Origin of the sequence: Ruminiclostridium herbifermentans (assembly GCF_005473905.2) — a bacterium.
In the GTDB taxonomy this organism is placed as follows: Bacteria; Bacillota; Clostridia; order Acetivibrionales; family DSM-1351; genus Ruminiclostridium; species Ruminiclostridium herbifermentans.
On record NZ_CP061336.1, the window covers coordinates 3206796 to 3227751 of the forward strand.

The 20956-nt window shown below is 33.6% G+C and carries 12 protein-coding genes; 2 read left to right on the plus strand and 10 right to left on the minus strand.

Annotation, left to right across the window (positions count from 1 at the left end; all coding sequences use genetic code 11):
* Nucleotides 1-68 precede the first annotated feature (68 nt).
* Nucleotides 69-9110 (minus strand): HYR domain-containing protein, encoded by a 9042-nt coding sequence (locus tag EHE19_RS13060; RefSeq protein ID WP_137698293.1) that lies wholly within the window; start codon nucleotides 9108-9110, stop codon nucleotides 69-71.
* 640 nt (nucleotides 9111-9750) lie between these two features.
* Between EHE19_RS13060 and EHE19_RS13065 the strand changes: the two genes are divergently transcribed.
* Both EHE19_RS13065 and EHE19_RS13070 read left to right on the plus strand, forming a co-directional pair.
* Nucleotides 9751-10110 carry a sigma-70 family RNA polymerase sigma factor gene (locus EHE19_RS13065; RefSeq protein WP_137698294.1) on the plus strand — a complete coding sequence of 120 codons (360 nt, stop codon included), beginning with the start codon at nucleotides 9751-9753 and terminating at the stop codon, nucleotides 10108-10110.
* Nucleotides 10050-10268 (plus strand): helix-turn-helix domain-containing protein, encoded by a 219-nt coding sequence (locus EHE19_RS13070; RefSeq protein WP_137698295.1) that lies wholly within the window; start codon nucleotides 10050-10052, stop codon nucleotides 10266-10268. The genes EHE19_RS13065 and EHE19_RS13070 overlap by 61 nt, the downstream gene beginning before the upstream one ends.
* Nucleotides 10269-10952: 684 nt before the next feature.
* On the opposite strand, the gene EHE19_RS13075 is transcribed toward EHE19_RS13070, so the two are convergent.
* From EHE19_RS13075 to EHE19_RS13115, 9 genes are all read right to left on the minus strand, one after another.
* The gene (locus EHE19_RS13075; protein ID WP_137698296.1) at nucleotides 10953-11249 is read right to left on the minus strand and encodes a hypothetical protein; all 297 of its coding nucleotides are present in this window, start codon (nucleotides 11247-11249) and stop codon (nucleotides 10953-10955) included.
* Between the two features lie 101 nt (nucleotides 11250-11350).
* Complete coding sequence (locus EHE19_RS13080; RefSeq protein WP_244648239.1) at nucleotides 11351-12907, minus strand: peptidoglycan D,D-transpeptidase FtsI family protein; 1557 nt, start codon at nucleotides 12905-12907, stop codon at nucleotides 11351-11353.
* 522 nt (nucleotides 12908-13429) lie between these two features.
* Nucleotides 13430-14530, minus strand: coding sequence for a hypothetical protein (locus EHE19_RS13085; protein ID WP_137698298.1), 1101 nt, complete (start codon nucleotides 14528-14530; stop codon nucleotides 13430-13432).
* Nucleotides 14531-14561: 31 nt separating this feature from the next.
* Nucleotides 14562-15806, minus strand: coding sequence for a diaminopimelate decarboxylase (lysA, locus tag EHE19_RS13090; RefSeq protein ID WP_137698299.1), 1245 nt, complete (start codon nucleotides 15804-15806; stop codon nucleotides 14562-14564).
* A gap of 170 nt (nucleotides 15807-15976) precedes the next feature.
* Complete coding sequence (locus tag EHE19_RS13095) at nucleotides 15977-16897, minus strand: Ppx/GppA phosphatase family protein (RefSeq protein ID WP_171003609.1); 921 nt, start codon at nucleotides 16895-16897, stop codon at nucleotides 15977-15979.
* Nucleotides 16898-17593: 696 nt separating this feature from the next.
* Nucleotides 17594-17920: a type II toxin-antitoxin system RelE/ParE family toxin gene (locus tag EHE19_RS13100; RefSeq protein ID WP_244648396.1), complete on the minus strand. Its 327-nt coding sequence runs from the start codon at nucleotides 17918-17920 to the stop codon at nucleotides 17594-17596.
* An 8-nt stretch (nucleotides 17921-17928) separates the two neighbouring features.
* Nucleotides 17929-18237 (minus strand): type II toxin-antitoxin system RelB/DinJ family antitoxin, encoded by a 309-nt coding sequence (locus EHE19_RS13105; protein ID WP_137698301.1) that lies wholly within the window; start codon nucleotides 18235-18237, stop codon nucleotides 17929-17931.
* 839 nt (nucleotides 18238-19076) lie between these two features.
* A complete protein-coding gene (locus EHE19_RS13110; protein WP_137698302.1) occupies nucleotides 19077-19604 on the minus strand; it encodes a GNAT family N-acetyltransferase in 528 nt (175 codons plus the stop codon).
* 7 nt (nucleotides 19605-19611) lie between these two features.
* A complete protein-coding gene (locus EHE19_RS13115) occupies nucleotides 19612-20832 on the minus strand; it encodes a peptidase U32 family protein (protein WP_137698303.1) in 1221 nt (406 codons plus the stop codon).
* Nucleotides 20833-20956 lie beyond the last annotated feature (124 nt).

The window sequence follows — 20956 nt, forward strand, 5'->3', positions numbered from 1 at the left end:
TCTTCTTTACCGATAAAATACTTTTAGGCTACCCCTAATTAGGAGTAGCCTAAAAGCACTGTTTTTTGTTATGGCTCTACGCCATAAAATAGATTACCTGATAAATATACTGTTATCTTAGTGTTTTCAGTATATTCTGTAGCTGTTGGATTAAATGAATAGTCATTAGTCTGTGTATAGTTTGTCCAGTCTGTTTTTGTAAGTCTACCTTGAATTTCAACTTTTTCCCCTGGATTCAGAGTACCAGCATTACTTGAAAAACTGATTTCGAGATAATAATCGCTTCCAGGCTTTGCTGTACTCTTTTGAGCAGTTCCTGTCACGCTTGAAGTAATAGCACGTTGTGCACCAGAACCTCCAACTTGTGCATAATCACAATAGTATGACTGCCCTTTGTCACCATCTACAGTATAATAGTATCTAATCTTTATGTCTGAAAGATTAATTGTTGTGTTGCTTGTATTCTGAAGCATAATTCTTGGATCAAGGGTATTTGTTGTATCTGCTTTATTTGAATTATATGCTTTCAGTAACACAGTATTTTGAACAGGCTTTACAGTAACTTTTTGAACTGCAGTAGTTATATTACCATTTGCATCTGTTGCTGTCCATGTTACCAATGTTTCTCCCACAGGGAAGTCAGCTGGAGCATTATTTGATATTGTTACATCAAATATGTCTTTCGCTGTAGCTTGTCCAATTGCCACAACTGTTCTAATGCCAGTTGCAGTAACAGTAACATCAGCAGGTACTGTTAATTCTGGCTTTGTAGTATCTACTATTGTTATCTTCTGGCGTCCTGTTGCAACATTAAGGTTTTCATCCTTCGCTATCCAAACTACATATGTATCTCCTATTGGATAATCTACAGGTGCATTATTTCTTATTGTAGTCTCAAAAATATCAGTTGCTACTGCATTACCAATGTCAACAGGCGTTCTTATGCCAGTAGCTTCTTTTACTATATCGTTAGGTAATACTAATACTGGCATTGTTGTATCAATTATTGTTACAACTTGCTCTTTTGTAGTAACATTTCCGTTTGCATCTGTTGCTGTCCATGTTACAGTTGTATCGCCTATTGGATAGTCTGCAGGTGCATTATTAGTAATAGTCACTGGGAATATGTCTGTTGCTGTTGCTATACCTATATCTACAGGAGTCCTCAGAGCTGTTGCTTCTGCAGCTATATCCTTTGGTACTATAAGCTCTGGCGCAGTAGTATCTACTATTATAATTTTTTGTACAGCAGTTGTTACATTTCCGTTTTCATCAATTGCTGTCCAAATAACTTCTGTTATTCCAATTGGATAGTCTGCAGGTGCATTATTAGTAATAGTCACTGGGAATATGTCTGTTGCTGTTGCTATACCTATATCTACAGGAGTCCTCAGAGCTGTTGCTTCTGCAACTATATCCTTTGGTACTATTAATTTAGGCGCAGTAGTATCTACTATTGTAATCTTTTGTTCAGCTGTTGTTACATTTCCATTTGCATCTGTTGCTATCCATGTTACTCTAGTAGTTCCAATCTGGTAGTCTGCAGGTGCATCATTTGTTATAGTCACAGGGAAAATGTCTGTTGCTTCTGCCTGTCCTATATCTACAGGTGTTCTTATCGCTGTTGCTTCTGCTGTTATATCTTTTGGTACACTAAGCACTGGTTTCGTAGTATCTACTATTCTAATTCTTTGTTTACCTGTTGCAATATTTCCATTTTCATCAATAGCTGTCCATGTCACAATAGTAATTCCTAATGGATATGCAGCAGGTGCATCATTTGATAAAGCCACATCAAAGATATCAGTTGCTATTCCTACTCCTATATCAAGAGGAGTTAACAATGCTGTTGCTTCTGCAACTATATCTCCTGGTACTTTAAGCACTGGTTTTGTAGTGTCTACTACTGTTATAACCTGTTCAGCTGTTGATACATTTCCATTCTCATCCGTTGCTTTCCAGGTTACTACTGTTTTTCCTAATGGATAATCTGCTAAGGCATTATTTGTAATAGTTACTTTGAAGATGTCAGTAGCTGTCGCTTCTCCAATGTCAACAGGTGTTCTTATTGCTGTTGCTTCTACTGTTATATCTTCTGGTACTATAAGTTCTGGTCTTGTAGTATCTTTTATTGTTATCTTCTGCTCTTTTGTTGTTACATTTCCATTTGCATCTGTTGCTGTCCATTTTACAGTTTTTGTACCTAATGGATATACTTCAGGAGCATCATTAATCAGAGTTACTTCAAAGATATCACTAGCTATTGCTTCTCCAATGTCGACTGGTGTTTCTATTGCAGTCGCTTCTGTTACAATATCATCTGGTACAGTCAATTCTGGCTTTGTAGTATCTACAATTGTAATTCTCTGCTCTGCTTTAGAAACATTTCCATTTTCATCTGTTGCTGTCCATGTTACAATAGTTTCTCCTATTGGGAAATCTGCAGGTGCATCATTTGTAACAGTAATTTTGAATATGTCACTTGCTGTAGCTTCACCTATTTTTAAAGGTGTTCTTACTGCTGTTGCCTCTTCTGTAATATCCTTTGGTACTATCAGCTCTGGCGGAGTTGTATCTACTATTGTGATTTTCTGTTCAACTATAGTTACATTTCCATTTTCATCAATTACTTCCCATTTTACTATAGTAGTTCCTATTGGAAATGCAGCTGGTGCATCATTCTTAACAGTCATTTTATATATATCACTTGTAGTTGGAACTCCAATATTCACAGGTGTTAATACCGCTGTTGCTTCTTTCTCAATATCTGCTGGCGGAATTACTACTGGTTTTGTAGTATCTACTATTGTAATAAGCTGTACTTTTTTAGTAACATTTCCATTTGCATCTGTTGCTGTCCATGTTACTGGTGTTGTACCTAATTTATAGCTATCAGGCTTATCACATGTTATAGTAACTGGATAAATATCAGTAGCTGTTGCTTCACCTATATCAACAGGTGTATTGATAGCTACTGCTTCTGCTGTTATATTCTCTGGTACAGTCAATTCTGGCGGAGTAGTATCTTTTATTGTTATCTTTTGTTTTTTTGTTGATACATTGCCATTTTCATCTGTCGCTGTCCATGTTACTATTGTTTCTCCTAGCTTATATTCTTTAGGATCATCATTTACAATAGTTACTTCAAATATATCAGTAGCTGTTGCTTCACCTATATCAACAGGTGTATTAATAGCAGTTGCTTCTGCTGTTACATCTGCTGGTACAGTTAACTCTGGCTTTGTAGTATCTACAATTGTAACTTTTTGTTCTGCTGTTGCAACATTGCCATTTTCATCAGTTGCTGTCCAAACTACAACAGTTGTTCCTACAGGGAAATCTGCTGGTGCATCATTTGTAGTTGTCACCTTAAATATATCAAATGTTGTTGGTGAGCCTAAATCTACAAGTGTCCTGACTGCTGTTGCTTCCATTATTATATCCTTTGGAGCAGTTATTACAGGTTTTGTAGTGTCAACTATAATGATTTCCTGAATCTCAGTTGATACATTTCCGTTTGCATCTGTTGCTGTCCATATTACCTCAGTTTTGCCTAATGTGAAGCCACCTGCAGGTGCATTATGTGAAGTAGTAACCTCATAAATATCTCTTGTTTCTGGTGAAACCAAATTTACGGGTGTCTTCAGTGCAGTCGCTTCAATTATTAAAGGCTTAGGTTTAATTATCTCTGGCGGAGTAGTATCTACTATTGTTATCTTCTGCGTCGCTGTTGATTCATTTCCATTTGCATCTGTTGCTTTCCAAGTTACTATTGTTTCTCCTAAAGTGTAGCTTTCAGGTTTATCACTAGTAATAGTAACTGGATAAATATCAGTTGCTGTTGCCTGTCCAATGTCTACAGGTGTATTAATAGCAGTTGCTTCTTCTTTTATATCTGCAGGAGCTGTAATTACTGGTTTTGTAGTATCCACTATTGTAATAACCTGCTCTGCTGTTGATACATTTCCATTTGCATCAGTTGCTGTCCATGTTACTACTGTCTCACCAAGCAAATATTTCTCAGGCGCATCACTTGTAATAACTACCTCAAAAATATCACTTGCTGTTGCTCCTCCTATGTTTACTGGTGTTTCAATAGCAATGGCTTCTGCTGTTACTGGTCCAGGTACTACTAGTACAGGCTTTGTAGTATCTACTATTTTGATAACTTGTTCTGCTTCTGATACATTTCCATTTGCATCTGTTGCTTTCCAATGTATTATAGTTTCTCCTATTGGATAGTCTGCTGGTGCATCGTTAATAAGTTCTACTGGGAATATGTCAGTTGCTGTTGCCTTACCAATATCTACAGGTGTTCTTATTGATGTTGCTTCTGTTGTTATTGAAGCTGGTATAACCAATACAGGCTTTGTACTATCCACTATTTTGATAATTTGCTCAGCTTCTGATACATTTCCATTTGCATCTGTTGCTGTCCATTTTACTATAGTTACACCTACAGGAAAAGCTTCAGGTGCATCATTTACTATATCCACCTTAAAAATATCAGTTGCTGTTGCTTCTCTAATATTTATTGGTGTTTTTATTGCTGTTGCTTCTGCTTCTATATTATCAGGTACTTTAAGTACTGGTTTAGTAGTATCTACTATTTTAATAATCTGCTCTTTTGTTGAAACATTTCCATTTTCATCTTTTGCAGTCCACGTTACAATAGTTTCTCCTATTGGATAAACAACTGGTGCATCACTTGTAACAGTTACGTTAAATATGTCTGTTGCTGTTGCCAATCCAATACTCACAGGTGTATTTATTGCTGTTGCTTCTGTTTCTATGTTATTAGGTACATTAAGCTCTGGGGCTGTAGTATCTACTATTGTAATAACCTGTTCTGCTTTTGAAACATTTCCGTTTTCATCAATAGCTGTCCATATTACAATCGTTTTTCCTAATGGATATTCTGCTGGAGCATCATTTGTGATATTAACCTTAAAGATATCAATTGCTTTTGCTTCTCCAATATTCACAGGTGTTTTTCTTGCTGTTGCCTCTGTAGTTATATCTTCTGGCAATATTAATACTGGTTTTGTAGTATCTTCAATAGTAATTAGCTGCTCTGCTGTTGATACATTTCCATTTTCATCTGTTGCTGTCCATTTTACTATAGTATTTCCTATTGGAAAATCTGCAGGAGCATCATTTGTAATAAGAACTGGGAATATATCTGTAGCCTTTGCCATTCCAATGTTTAAAGCTGTTCTGATATCAGTTGCTTCTGCTTTAATAGCTTCTGGTACTGTTAATATAGGCTTTGTTGTATCCTCAATTGTCACCTTTTGTGTTCCAGTAGTGATATTTCCATTTTTATCAGTTGCAGTCCATGTAATTGTAGTAACTCCAACTGGGAAATCAACTGGTGCATCGCTTGTTACATCCGCACCAAATATATCACTTGCTGTTGCTTGAATAAGGTTTACAGGTGTCCTAACTGCTGTCGCTTCCAATTTTATATCAGCAGGAAGATTGAGAACAGGTTTTGTAGTATCTACAATTGTTACAGATTGAATTGCAGTTGTAGAATTACCATTCTCATCTTTTATAGTCCACACTACCTTTGTAGTCCCAAGTGGGAATGCCTCAGGTGCATCGTTACTCATAGTAACTTTAAATATTTCTGTTACTTTAGGTTCAACCAAATCTACAGGTGTTAAAATATCAGTAGCCTCTATTGTCAAATCTTCAATAGATACTATAGCTGGTGGAGTAGTGTCCTTAACAATTACTCTTTGTGTATCTGTTGTAACATTTCCATTTGCATCGGTTGCTGTCCATGTAACAACAGTCTGTCCTAAACCAAAAGCTTCAGGTGCGTTATTCTTAATTGTCACATCAAAAATATCATTTGCAATGGCTTTACCAAGTGAAATAGGGCTAAGCACTGCTGTTGCTTCTGCAATAATATCCTCAGGTACTATAAGTTCAGGTTTTGTTGTATCTTTTACAGTAATAATCTGTGTTCCAATACTGGTATTTCCATTTTCATCAGTAGCTGTCCATATTACTTTTGTAATACCTATTGGATAATCTGCTGGTGCATCATTTTCAACTGTACAATCAAAAATATCTGATACCTCTGGTTGTCCTATATCAATAATTGATCTTACAGCATTTGCTTCTACAGTCATATCAGGTGGTAATTCCATCAATGGTTTAGTTGTATCAACTACAGTAACCTTTACATCTTTAGATGCGATATTTCCATTTTCGTCTGTAGCTGTTACAGTCACTATAGTCTCTCCAAGAGGATAATCTGCTGGAGCATTATCTGTTATGGTCACTTTAAATATATCTGTTGCAGTAGCTTTAAAAGTTACAGGAGTTCTTCTTCCTGTTGCTTCTACATTTGTTGTATTCCCGCTAATACTGATAACAGGTTTTGTAGTATCTACAACTATGATGGTTTGTATACCTTCAGTAATATTTCCATTTTCATCTGTTGCTGTCCATATTACTTTTGTTTCTCCTACTGGATAATCTGCTGGTGCATTATTTTTAATAGTCACATTAAAAATATCTGTCGCATTTGCAGTACCAATTTCAACAGGCGTTCTAATTGCTGTTGCCTCTACCATTATATCTTTTGGTAATGTAAGTAATGGCTTTGTAGTATCAACAACATTTACAATTTGTACTCCTGTCGAAACATTTCCATTAGAATCTTTTACAGTCCAGGTAACTGTTGTTTTTCCTAATGGGAATATGTTATTTTCAGGAGCATTGTTAGTAATAGTTGTCTCAAAAATATCACTTACATCTGGTAAAGCAAGCTGAACAGGAGTTGTTCTTCCTGTCGCCTCTATAATAATATCATCTTTTACTTTAATCTCAGGCTTTGTTGTGTCTGTAACAGTAATATTCTGAACTTTAGTTGTAACATTACCATTTGCATCAGTAGCTGTCCATGTTACTTTGGTTGTTCCCACACCAAAATCTGCAGGAGCATCATTTTTAATGGATACAGCAAATATATCTGTTGCTGTTGCCTCACCAATATCTATCTTCATTCTCCTAGCAGTAGCCTCAATCGTAATGTCATCAGGAATATTTAATACAGGCTTCGTAGTATCTACAACGGTAATCTTTTGAATACCTGTGGAAACATTTCCGTTTGCATCTGTTGCTGTCCATGCCACATCAGTTGTTCCCACTACATAATCTGCTGGTGCATTGTTACCTATGGTTACCTCAAAAATATCTGTTGCTGTTGCCATACCTATATCAATAGGTGTCCTTACTGCTGTAGCCTCATATGAAGTAATATCAGCAGGAAGTGTTAGTACTGGTGGTGTTCTATCTTTTATAGTTACATATTGTATTGCTGTAACGCTATTACCATTTGCATCGGTTGCAGTAAAGGTTACTTTAGTATCTCCAAGAGGAAAACCCTCCTGTGGAGCATCATTGGTAATGTTTACACTAAAAATATCCTTTGCCTCAGCAGGACCGACTACCACAGGGGTTAAAATACCTGTTGCTTCTTTAACTATATTACCTTGTACAGTAAGTAATGGTTTAGTAGTATCTTTTACAGTAATAGTCTGAACGCCTTCTGTAATTTTTCCAACTGAATCCTCTGCAATCCACTTAACCTTTGTAACTCCAACTGGAAACCCATCTTGTGGAGCATCATTGGTTATTTTTACTTCTGAAATATCCACTACAGTTGGAGTTCCTAGTAAAACAGGTGTTTTTATAGCTGTAGCTTCAAGAGTAATATCCATAGGAACTGTAAGAACTGGGTTAGTTTTATCAATATTTACACTAACCGTTTCTTTTTCGGAAACAAAGCCCAAATTGTCTACAGCCCAAAAAGTAACTTTTGTTGTTCCCTCTTCATATATTGAGACTATCGCAGAATTTCCAATTGCCTGAGCCTCGTCTTCATCACCTACTTGATAATAAATTTCTCTAACTCCCGAATACATGTCTTCAGCAGTAAGATATAATTCTACAGCCGTATCATTCCAGCCATTTGAATTTTCATTTGGTGATAATCTTTTAGTTAATGTCGGACTACTTTTATCAATTTTAACTGTGAGCGTTTGTTCATCCTCTATATTACCTGCTATATCAACTGCCCAATATTTTATTTGATTTATTCCTTCGGTGTTTACTGTTGTAATAAAATTATTACTTTCAATTTTTACAGGTTCTTCATCATTAATTTTATAATATATAGCAGCTACACCAGATACATTATCAGTTGCATAAAATTCAACTTCAACTGCATCATTGTTCCAATCACCAAATTCAGGTTCTGTATCTGATACATATGTAATAGGTGCAGTTCTATCTATATTAATTGGTCCAAAACTTATACTTTGAGACAGATTTACAGCATCAATAGCCTCACCTACTGCAAATTGATTTGCACCATCTTTACTGAAAATCTGTTCAGGTGTTAAATATATTATTTCCGACAAACTATCTGTTGCACTGTACGTAACAGTAACTGGATCCCTTGCCCAAGTTCCTGCTATATAAGTAGTGCCATCATCATTTTTTGCACTTACGAAAATAAACGGATTTGTATTGTCATAAATATTTCCGCCAACTGTTCCTACCTCTACTTCAAAGGTTATGGTATTAAAACCTGGAGCACTGGCAGTAACCGTTATTGTTTCTACAGCTTTTGTTACCCTTGAATATACTTGGTATCCTTCTCCTAAATAGCTTGCATGGGTATTAGTAGCTAAAGCCATACCATTTGCATCAGTCATAATTTTTACAATTTTGCTATTAGATCCTCTCATTGAAGCAGAAATTGTACTATTGTCAAAAACCTCAAATGTTATTTGTAGCCCTTGTATAGGATTACCTGATTTATCCTTAACCACAACTGCCTGTGGAAGCATAAATCCACGTCCTCCCGGGACTACTGATGTTGCCTGCCCCAACCTAATTTGTTGGCGTATTGGAGATGCAGCGTATATTGTTCCAGCAGGCTCTGCTGCAGCATATACATCATTTTGGTTTATTGTTACTGTAAAAAATGCAGACAGTATAAACAACATACAGAAGTACAAAAATATCTTCTGCTTCCCAAAACAACTATTTACTTTTTGAAATAGTGTCTTTACATGTTTCATCATTTTTACCCTCCATAAAGTTTACTTACTTCAATTAAGGCTTAACATTTCTGAAAATTTATTGCTAGCTTTTCAATAGCCTTAGCCAGCTATAAACACAGATTGGCTTAATAAAAAGCTTAAACTTAAGCCAAACATCAGCCTTTTTTGATTGACCTCCTCCTTGCTTTTTTACATAAGCTTTAATTTCCCTCTGAAAATAATCACCCCTTTCTATGTACACCTCCCTCATATTATTAAGGTAACTTATATTTCTTGATTACAACTTATTATAAAAAATTTTTTAATATTTTTCTTAATTTCAACTTTATACAAAAAATACTTAAAATATTTCTTAATTACAACTTTATATAACAATCATTTAATATATATCTTAATTACTACATTATATAAAAAGTATTTATATATTTCATTTATGTAATTTTTTTAAAGGATAGTTGTTAATTTGATGTAATATTTTACTATATTAGTAAAAACACTTTAATTTACCCTCAACTAATGAAAAACGTCGCAATAACTCATGTGAATTACTTCCAGCTGTAGCGAAAATAACAAGAATATAGATTATTTTACTAAATGCAAAAAAGTAATTATCCACAACTAAAATATAATATCCAAAATTCGTCAACTATGGAGGTTTATTATGGAAACAAATGATGACATCACAGTGGAAAATTGCAGAAAGCTATTAAGGAGAGCAGCATGGAGAATACAATATAAGAGTCGTATAAAGCAAATACGGGAACATCAAATGCTATTTGAAGAACAGGCATCTGAAATTGGTTTTGAAGCAGAAATTATATCAAAAATTTTTGTAGAAAGTCTGTTAAACACTATACCTTGGGAAAAATGTAGATATATTTTGGAAAAAACCATTATCTATGGCATGACTGAAAAAGAAGTAGCAAAACAATTAAATATTACTCAACAGGGGGTGAATAAATGGAAAAAAAAGGGGTTAGATCTATTGCGCGAGACAATACAGAATTTAGAAATACAGTAAAATTGGCAAAACAAGGCGATAAAAATTCTATGGACGAAATTCTTAATCTATTTGCATATGATATTGAATACCTGTCAAAGTACATAATGTTGCCTAGAGAAGATGCTATTCAATCACTAAAAGCTGAACTAATTAGTATCATTTGTAACCAAATATAATTTTATTCTTTAACAAATCTAATACTAATTATAATATAAAATTTGGAATCACATTTTAAATTAAATCATATGCAGTGTTAGGGCAAATGCGTCCAACACTAGTGGTCACTGTTAATGTATTGCGCAGCATAAACAGTGATTAACTATATCTTTTATTTTTTTATGTGAAAAGTATTACATTTAATGTTGTGGAAAATTTAGCTAATGTTCGACCCCCAAGAAATTATACTTGGGGGTCTTTTTATAACATCTGGATTCAAAATTAAATTTTCGATTAAAGAAAAAATCGCAGAATATTTAATTGCTTCAGCGGCGTTTCAATGAGGAAGGATTTATTTTTTTCACCGTCTGAAACTAAAGCTGTACCCACCACTTATTGCAGGAGGGAAATTTACTTGCCTCGTTATAATGCCAAGATTCAAAGTGAAATTTTTCAATTAATATAAAAATCATAGAAAAGGTCGTAGAAAATTTCACTTCTTCATTGGCGTTTCAATGAGGTAGAAGTTCTATTTCACGTCTGAAACCAAAGCTGTACCCACCTTATTACTGTGGGATATTTTCTAATCTCATTATTATTACCTAGTTTTGCTATAACAACATACAAAGCGATGTATCAACATTAATTTATATATTGCTGAACATCTAATCAGTTATATATACTTTACACCTTTTATGTATATATTAACTATCCTTACCTAGCTCTTCTCTTATTTCATTAATCCTTAAATGAGCTTGTTTTGTACTCTCTTCCACACGTGCCAACCTATTAGCATGGTTATTTACTGTACGATTCAGGCATTTTAGTTCAAGCAATGTAGTATCGCTGCTACGCTTTATATAGTCAATATCTACCTTAAGTTGTCCTGCTTCAATCCCACTTTGCTTTGACTCACTTTTAATTCTAGCCTGCATCGTAAGATAGCCAAATATAATTCCACAAATAGCTGCCACACATGTAATAATAATGTTTAGTTCCATCTTTGCCACCTTCTTTCTATAATTAATATAAAAGGACTACCTATTTATTAAGTAATCCTAGTCCCTAATATAACAATCATATTTTATAAAAAGTAGCAGCCTCATAATCCTTTACTCATTATTTCAGCACCAATCTCAGCGAAAATAGGTGCAGCAGCAGTTCCTCCACTTTTACCGTCTTCAATAAAAATTGCTACTGAATATTTTGGTGCATTTGCAGGAAAATAACCCGCAAACCATGCTTGTATTATTTTTTCTCCATCAATGTATTGTCCAGTTTCAGCACTTCCAGTCTTTCCACCTGCCCCACCGTAACCATCAAGATTTGCCTGTTTTCCAGTCCCTATGCTTACTACTCCCTCCATAAGACGTTTTAATCTTTTGGCAGTTACCTCTGATAGTACTCGCTTTTGGCTTATTTCTTTCAAATCTCTAACTTTATTTCCTTCTTTGTTTACCACACAATCAACAACATTAATATTATTCTTTATTCCACCATTAGCTATAGTGGCAACTAAATCAGCAATCTGAACTGGTGTAGCTAATATCTGACCCTGCCCAATAGAAACATTTGCAATATCTCCAGGATTTTTTATATCTGATAATGGGGAAACAAATCCTTTTGCCTCATCAATCCCCTGTAAAGATAATCCAGTATTATTACCTAGTCCTAATGTATTACACATTGACAAAATCGGGTCTGCTCCTAAGTCCAGTGCCATATTTATAAAATAAGAATTGCAGGAAAGTGCTAATGCACTGTTTATTTCAATAGTTCCATGTCCCCCCTTCTCATATGATGAACATTTAAACTCCTTGTCACCCACTTGAATATATCCGGGACAATTATAAATCATATCAAAATTCGGATTTTTTTCAAACATTGCAGCCAAATCAATTAATTTAAATACCGAGCCTAAATTGTACTGGGCCACAGCTCTGTTAAACAATGGTCTCTTATTATTTGATAAATACTTTTCAATATCATTAGGATCAAAATCAGGCTTACTGCACATAGCTACAATATCACCATTATTAACGTTTTCAACAACAATCGCACCTGTTAGGCCTCTTTTATCCAATGCTTCTTCTATAGTTGCCTGTATATGATAATCAATTGTAAGTCTTATATCTAGCTTTTTAGTTTTATCGTCGCCTTTAATAATCCTGTAACCTAGGCCATTGAGCAGTTCATTATTACTATCAGTAATTACGGCAAGCGAATCCTCATGTCCATAATTCAATGTCTTTTCATAAAGCTTTTCTAAACCATTAATCCCTATTTTATCTACCTTATTTAAATAGCCTAATAAATGCTTAGCTTTGGTATCTGTATTGTATCTATTTAGTGAATTTAAAAATGAAATTCCTTCAATATTCATATTGGCAAGAATAGACTTTGTTTCTTTATCAATTTCAACTAAAATGGGTGTATTATATCTTTGAATTTTTTCCTTTGTTTTTTCAACATCTAATCCTACAAACCTGCATATTTGCTCAACTGAAGACATTTGATCCCGCAAAAGTGCAGGTTTTAAAACAAGAGTAATTCCAGGCGTTCTGTTGGTAAGCCTTATACCATTTCTGTCTATAAAATCTCCTCTTGCACTTTCTATATTAACATTACTTGATCTCTGTGCAGAAGCTTCCTTTGCCATGGAATTACCTCCAACTATTTGAATATAAAATAGTCTAGTAATTAGGCATGAAAACACTGCTAAAAATATAAAAAGTAATATTCTTATTCTTCTATGCATAAAAAAACCCCTTTTTTGAAAACTAATTATTTACCTGCCTTAAGCATTAAAAGTACTATTAGCTATCACTAAATTGCGTACAGTAATGCATTGGTATTCACAATAATATTGTTTCCAAAAATTGGGTCACATTATACTAGCTTAATATGTTCACTTTTGATATTTTCATTGTTTTTAATAATATTGTAAAACTGCACTTTCAAAGCAAAATAAAGACATTGCTGTATGGTCAACACTTCCATTTGATTTCTTAAAAAAAGTAAGAAGTTCTAAATCGCTTTTATGCATTAACCTCACCTACTTTTAATTTAATAAAATTACTCAACTTTCCCACATGAATATCTTTAGCGTGGGAGACCTATCAATATAAGTTACCAAAATAATTGCACTAAATTAGAAACTATGCTTGAGTATTGGTATTATTTAAGTGAAATTAATAAGCATTTCATTTAACTCTTTTTCTAATGCTAGTAGCTTTCTAAATTTATTTGCTATTTTTTCATTAAGCTGAGTTGTCCTTGTGGATTTTGTATATTTAGCCAGCACTGATTCTAAGTGTCTCCATTGAAAAATTAACTCTTCAAGAGTATCACTTAATCTCATAAGATTTTCTTTTTTTCCTACATCTTGTATTTCCCGAATAATATACTCTAATAAAATTTGTCTTGAACCATGTATCATCCACATATCAAAGGTTAATTTATCATGAAGCGCCCAATTAGCAGTATGTTTATACTTTTTTATATCAACACCAGCATTACAAATATCTATGATTTTTTCAAATGCAGATATTCCATAATACTTTGTAATACCTTTGTCTGAAAGTGTTTTGCCTACAAAATTTTCGCTAATAGCATGAATATAGCTAACTATGTCTTCGTGCTTTAAATTTTCATTAATATATTGTTTATCCATATCAAGAATATGACATCTCAAGTAAAAATTACATGCCTCTTCCATATCTTTTTTCTCAATTACACCAATTTGATTATTAAACTGGTAAGGAACAAAATTATTTAAATTGATACGGTTTGGTATTTTTTCTGCATAATAGAATTTATCAGCTTCATGATAAAGAAGGATATTAACATGTGGTGCTGCTCCATTAAAATATGAATTCAAATCAAAATCTGGATCATATTCAGCATAATATTTTATTTTTTGAAAAACGGTCTGTAGCATAACCATATGCCCCTTATCTAAAAGGCTTTCCAAAAATTCTATTGCATGTTTATCCCGCTCTTTTACATAGGTTATTAACTTAATATACTTGTGCCATACAGGAGCATAATTGCTGTTTTCATTTGTAATGAAAAAGACTCCTGTTTCTTCTTCGTAAGTCAGTATAGGATTGATATCTCTTATAAACAGTGGAATAATAATGCTTTTATCTAATTGATTGCTATTTTTTACAATATTATAAATAGCAGCTTCATAGCAGCTTAATGCCATAGCTAATTTATCTTCGCTGTTGTCCTTGTTTAAAAAAAATGACAAATCATTTAAATCTGTTTTTTTCAACATAGCACCAACTTTCAACTAGATATTGTTTAATCTATTTTCTATTAAGTTCATTTTGCCCTTTTATATAATCTTCTTTTCTTCCTCTTTCTCTTAATACAAACGATTCTTTACCAAATTGAATAACCTCTGCCGGTGAAGGATGGCTGAGAAAGGCTAATGGACTTTGTGTTAAACCGTAAGCACCTGACTTATCAATTGCAAGAATATCTCCAACATCAATCTGGGGAAGCTTCACTTTCTGTCCAATCACATCTGTAGGTGTACAAAGGGGACCTACTACATTTACCTCTTCCTCTGCTTCAGATTTATTTAATACATGCATAGGGAAATTATTGCGTATATGTCGTCCTAGAAAAGCAGACGAAGCGTGATGATTTGAACCTCCGTCACATATAATGTATTTATTTCCCTTACATTCCTTTGTATATATTACTTTAGTCAAATACATACCCGACTCAGCCATTAAGAATCTTCCACTTTCAACTGCAACTCTTGTATGTACTAATCTATCTTTATACTTATCCCATACTTGGGCAACCCCTTCTTTTAGAACTTCTAAGTTTAGTTCTGTTTCTCCTTTAAAATAAGGAATTCCAAAGCCGCCTCCCATATCTAAAAATTTTAACGAGAATCCATATGTTTCTGATAACTCAAGAGCTAATGAAATAATTTGCTCCATAGCGAATATAATCTTCTCTGCATATAATGCTTGAGTTCCTGTATAAATGTGAATTCCAATTACATTGATATTAGGCAGCTGTGAAAATGTGTCAAATGCTTTTCCCATCAAAGCCTGATCTATTCCAAATTGAGTTGGAACACCTGACATTTTTATACTAGAACAAGTAGCATCAAAATCAGGATTGATTCTTATAGAAATATCTACTTTTTTATTTTTTTCAGCTGCTATGCTGTTAATAATAATTGCTTCGTCTATTGATTCAATATTTATACTATATATCTGTTCTTCAATGGCATATTCAAGTTCTTCATAGGTTTTACCCGGGCTGGTAAAAATAATCTGCTGAGGCGAAAAACCTGCTGACAGCGCAGTATAAAGTTCACCACTAGAAGCTACTTCTATAGAACTATTTAGTTTTTTAAATAGCTGACATATTCCAAGTAAAGGATTTGTCTTCATGGAATAAAATATTTCTATCTCCTCAGGCAGGCAGCTTTTGAGTTTTTCAAATTGCGAAATAATTTTATCGCCATCATATGTATATAACGGTGTACCATATTTTTGAGCCAAAGCTTGTAAATCATTATCATTCATTTTATTAATCCCCCTTATTTTATATAAATTCTGAATATTTATTAACTCAATTTTCAAATAAAATTTGAGTTAATAAATATTTTTATAAAGGCAATTTCAGTTGAAGTTCACATATTATGCTTACCTCTAAACATCCTAATTTACATTCTACTGAGGATTTTACCTATATATTACTTTGGGTTCTGAAGATACTGTGCAATAAATCCTTCCAATACACCTTGAGAACTGATTTTTATTTCTTCTATATTAAATTTGTCCATAACTGAAAGAAGTATTTTAATTCCGGATGTGATTACATCTGCTCTTTTAGGATTGAGTCCGATAAGTTTCTTTTTGCTTTCTATATTTAAAAGTTTTAGCATGGAAAATAGCAATTCTATTTCATGTTTCTTGATAACTTTGCCATTTATAGATTTTTCTTTTGAATGTTCTTTTTGATAAAAAAGTGTCCCCAGAGTTTTTATTGTTCCTCCAGTTCCAACTAACTGTAGCCCGCTTAAATCTAATGATTCTCTTTCGTTTATCTGTTTCTCTATGTATGCAGTCATTTGCTCAACCTCGCTGTCTTCTATAGGATCATGGCTGACAAACATTTCTGTTAATCTAACTGCTCCAACATCTAAACTGATTTTCTGCTCAATAACAGTACCATTTCCAATTATTATTTCTGTACTGCCCCCACCTATATCAATGACACTGAATTTTTGAGATTTGTTTTCAACAACCTCTCTACAAGCCATATATGCTAATTGAGCTTCCTCTTCACCGCTGATAACATTAATATCAATACCAAATAACTCTTTTACTTTCCCAATAAAAGCTTCCTTATTACCTGCATCTCTTAAAACACTAGTTGAGAAAATTGATACCATCTTTGCTCCTTGAGCATTACTTTCTTTTATTAAGTTTCCAATAATCTCAATACCCTTTTCTATTGCTTCAGGCTTTAAGTTATTTTCAGGATACATCCCACTACTTAGTCGATTAACTGTGCTAGTTCTAGTAATAACTTCAACTGCTCCATTTTCATTTAGTTGAGCAATAATAAATTTAGTCGAATTTGTACCTATTTCTATAGCTGAAACACGCATAAATACATCCATGTCCATGTTAAACAAATTAACAATAAATCAATGACATGGACTTGGCACCCCCCTTTAAAAATTTATAATATATATTTAGCCATATTCCATGCCCATGTTTAATAAAAAGTATTAAAAGTCAATTACAACATACCTAAAGCCGTTCTCCTTTGGATTTGTGGCTAAAGCCTCCTGAAGTTAAAACCATAATATAAAACCCCAAAATGCGTTCAAAGTCTGATTAAAAGCAGAATTCATCTAAAAGCGAAAACATTGAACCAGAATTGGCTTTGGTAATAACATGGACTGGGCATAACTTTGAAGCTATTTTATTTTAATTGTTCATAATGCGTAATAGAATTGCTTGATATAATTTATTTTATCAAGTACCTATATTTTTTAGAATACATTACATTAATTACCTTGTCAATATATTGACATTACAACTTATATTGTATTTTGGCTATTTATTGTATATATTGATGTATTTTAGGAATTAATGTTTGCTTTTGTTGATTTGTCAGAATGCCGTATTTCTTAGCTTTGGCAGGAACACAAGTAAAAAACTATACGTATATATACATCTTATGTTTCAGTTACAGACTGCACATTTATCAAATGTAGAAGACTATTGCTAGTTTAAATACATCTCATGTTTCAGTTACAGTAGAAAAAGACGTTTTGTCGGTATTTAGCACCGAAAGTTTAAATACATCTTACAAATTTGTGTGTCTGTAATTCCGAATCAATATCTCTACCACCATACATAACACGAATAATGGTCACAAGTGAATTTTCCTTATCCAAAATATATAAAACACAGTAGTTATCTACAGGCATAATATGTAAGCCTCGACTGTGCCATGGTTCATTTTCATATAAACGAAATCGTTCTGGCATTTGTTCAAGGCTCATAATACCTTTTTCTAGTCTATCAAGCTGTCCACTAGCATTCTTAATGGATTTTAGTTCAAAAGCAATGTACTCATAAATACTTCTTAAGTCTGTATCCGCCTGTTCTGAAACTTTAATTTAAAATATCATAAATTGAAATCCTTGCGGATGTCTGCAAATGCCTTACTTGCTGATTTAGTTCTGCCCGCTTTCATATCCGTATATCCTTTCTCCAGTTCTTCATTCATCTGTTCTTCGGATAAATCATACATATTCACAGGTCTTTCAGATGGAATTTTTACTTCAAAAGGAATACCTCTGTGAAGTATGATTTGTTTGTAAAACATATTTATTGCGTTAGATGCTGGAATACCAAGTTCAGAAAGAATGCGCTCTGCCTGCTCTTTAACGTCTGGTTCAATTCTTGCGTATAAATTTGCTGATTTTGCTGCCATAATATCACTCCATTCGAAATCATGCTTAAATCTTTATATAAATAGTATACGCATTTTGTATGTACATTAGCAATACATTTTAAACATACAATGTATTTATTTAGAACTTATCAAAATCATCCAGCATAGATTATATTTATATTTCACATCGAAAAATAAAATCATGTTTCAGTTACAGACGGGAAACTCATATAGACAAGGCTCTGGCTTACACAAGTTTAAATACATCTCATGTTTCAGTTACAGGCCCGAAATAAGTCTATTTCATAATATACATTTTAACGTATATACCTTGTACAATCAATGATTTGCGTAATTTTTTCCAACCGAATGTTACTTTTAGACAAGTACATTTAAAATCCCCTTAAACTCACTAATACCAAGCCATTCATGTTATATATATTTTTATCCGCTTGGAAAAACTATGTGAAATATAAAACCATCATTAAAAAACAAAACCCCCAATCCGTATCAAACTATAATATGTACCACTTTGCTAGATTCTGTCCCGTAAAGGGGGGTACATATCGCTATAGTTGATGTGTATGGGGTTGTCCATAAAAGTACTCTTAATATAAAATTGCTACCTTTCAGCTTAAGTCTTATAGATTCTGTATTTTCCTATAAACTTAAAAGTCCTTTAAAGTGTATGATTTTAACTAGATTATAATCATTAATAACGCAATCAGATCAGATTTTACCACCTTTCAAAGTGCCTAATTTAAAATTGATTCTAATCATTAATAGTACAACCAGAGCAGGTTTTTCCACCTTTCAATATGTCTATTTAAACCGTATAATTTATTCCTATATAAAAACATTCAAAACGCCAATTATTCTCACAAAACACATTCCAATTGGCAATCGCAAGGTTCATTTTCCACATGCTCTTTATTATATTCAAGTGCTTCAACACAGCCCATAGCTCTATAAAAATCCTGAGTTTCAACCGAAGAATGTGCTGAAATATATAACTTTTTTGCGCCATTCTGCTTTGCCCAATCCTTAGACAATCGGAATAATTCTTTTCCAATACCCTTTCCGCGCATATCTTCAGATACATGTATGCTAGATAAGTCAAGGTATTCTTTATTTTGTCCAAATAAAAACGGCTCTACAGATGAAAATCCTTTCAGCATGTCATTTACAAATACTCCAAAAACCACACCGCCTTTTGTTACCGTGTTCTTTAAGCAAGCTACCAATATGTTATACTCAGCTTCGCCCCAATCTTCTGAAAGTGAAATGTCTATAATACACCACTTGCCATCAATTTTCCTCCAGCATTTTGAAACTTTTTGATGACGCATGAAGTGAGCAAACAAATCTTTGTTTATCATTTCTGTAGTTAGCTTTATTATCTCCATTATTCCTCTACTGCCTCCTCAATATAGCAAATGGCTCAACTTCCTCTGCCATGGGCATATAAACAATCATCTGAGCATGAGGTGCTGTTCTTATGTCCTCTCCCTCTTCATTTTTCATGGACTCAATTGTTTGAACAAAAAAATCCTTATTTGGACTCATAACTTCAATTTCATCACCCACAATCATTCTGTTTCTTTGCTCAATCTTTGCTATCTTCGTTTCCTTGTCATATTCCAAAACCATACCAATAAAATCATAGTCCCTTACATATGAACTGGTATGGTAAATCTGGTCTTCACCTGAGGTCTTATTAAAATAAAAGCCCTTTGTATACTCTCTATGGCTTGCTTTAGACAGTTCAATAAGCCATTCGGGATTGAATTTATAATTCTCAGGGTCAGCTAAATATGCATCTATTGCCTTTCTGTATGCACTTACAACCGTCGCTACATAGAAGGAACTTTTCATTCTGCCCTCAATTTTAAAGCTGTATATTCCAGCCTCAACCAGCTCAGGTATATGCTCAATCATGCATAAGTCCTTTGAATTAAATATATACGTTCCCTTATCATCTTCATATACAGGATAAAATTCGCCCGGACGTTTTTCCTCCATAATATGATATTTCCATCTGCAGGACTGTGCACAATCGCCTCTGTTTGAATCTCTTCCTGTCATATAGCTGCTGAGCAAGCATCTTCCAGAATAAGATATACACATTGCTCCATGAATAAATGCTTCTATGTCCAAATCATCAGGAGTTTTTGTATTAATTTCCTTAATCTCTGAAAGCGAAAGTTCTCTAGCAACAACTATTCTCTTAGCACCAAGTTCATACCAGAAATTCGCACTTTGGTAATTTGTATTATTTGCTTGAGTACTTATATGAATTTCCATGTTTGGTGTAACTTTTCGAACAATAGAAAACACACCCGGATCAGATACAATCAACGCATCAACACCTAGTTCATTCAGCTGCATTATATATTCTGGCAATCCCTCTAAATCCTCATTATGCGGTATTATATTTACAGTAACGTAAACCTTGCAACCTCTATCATGTGCAAATATAATTCCTTGCTGCATGTCCTCAACAGAAAAGTTATCTGCTTGAGCTCTAAGTCCAAATTTCTGTCCTCCAATATATACTGCATCTGCACCATACAAAACAGCCATTTTCAATTTTTCCAAATTACCGGCAGGTGCCAAAAGTTCAATCTTCTTCATATTAATCATATACCCCTTTGAGTTATTCTAACAGCTAATCATTGATAATGCTCCGATAGTTTTATGAAATAAGTTAGTTTTTCGTCAATAAGCCATTGGTAAACTTAAGTATGGCTCGACTTTT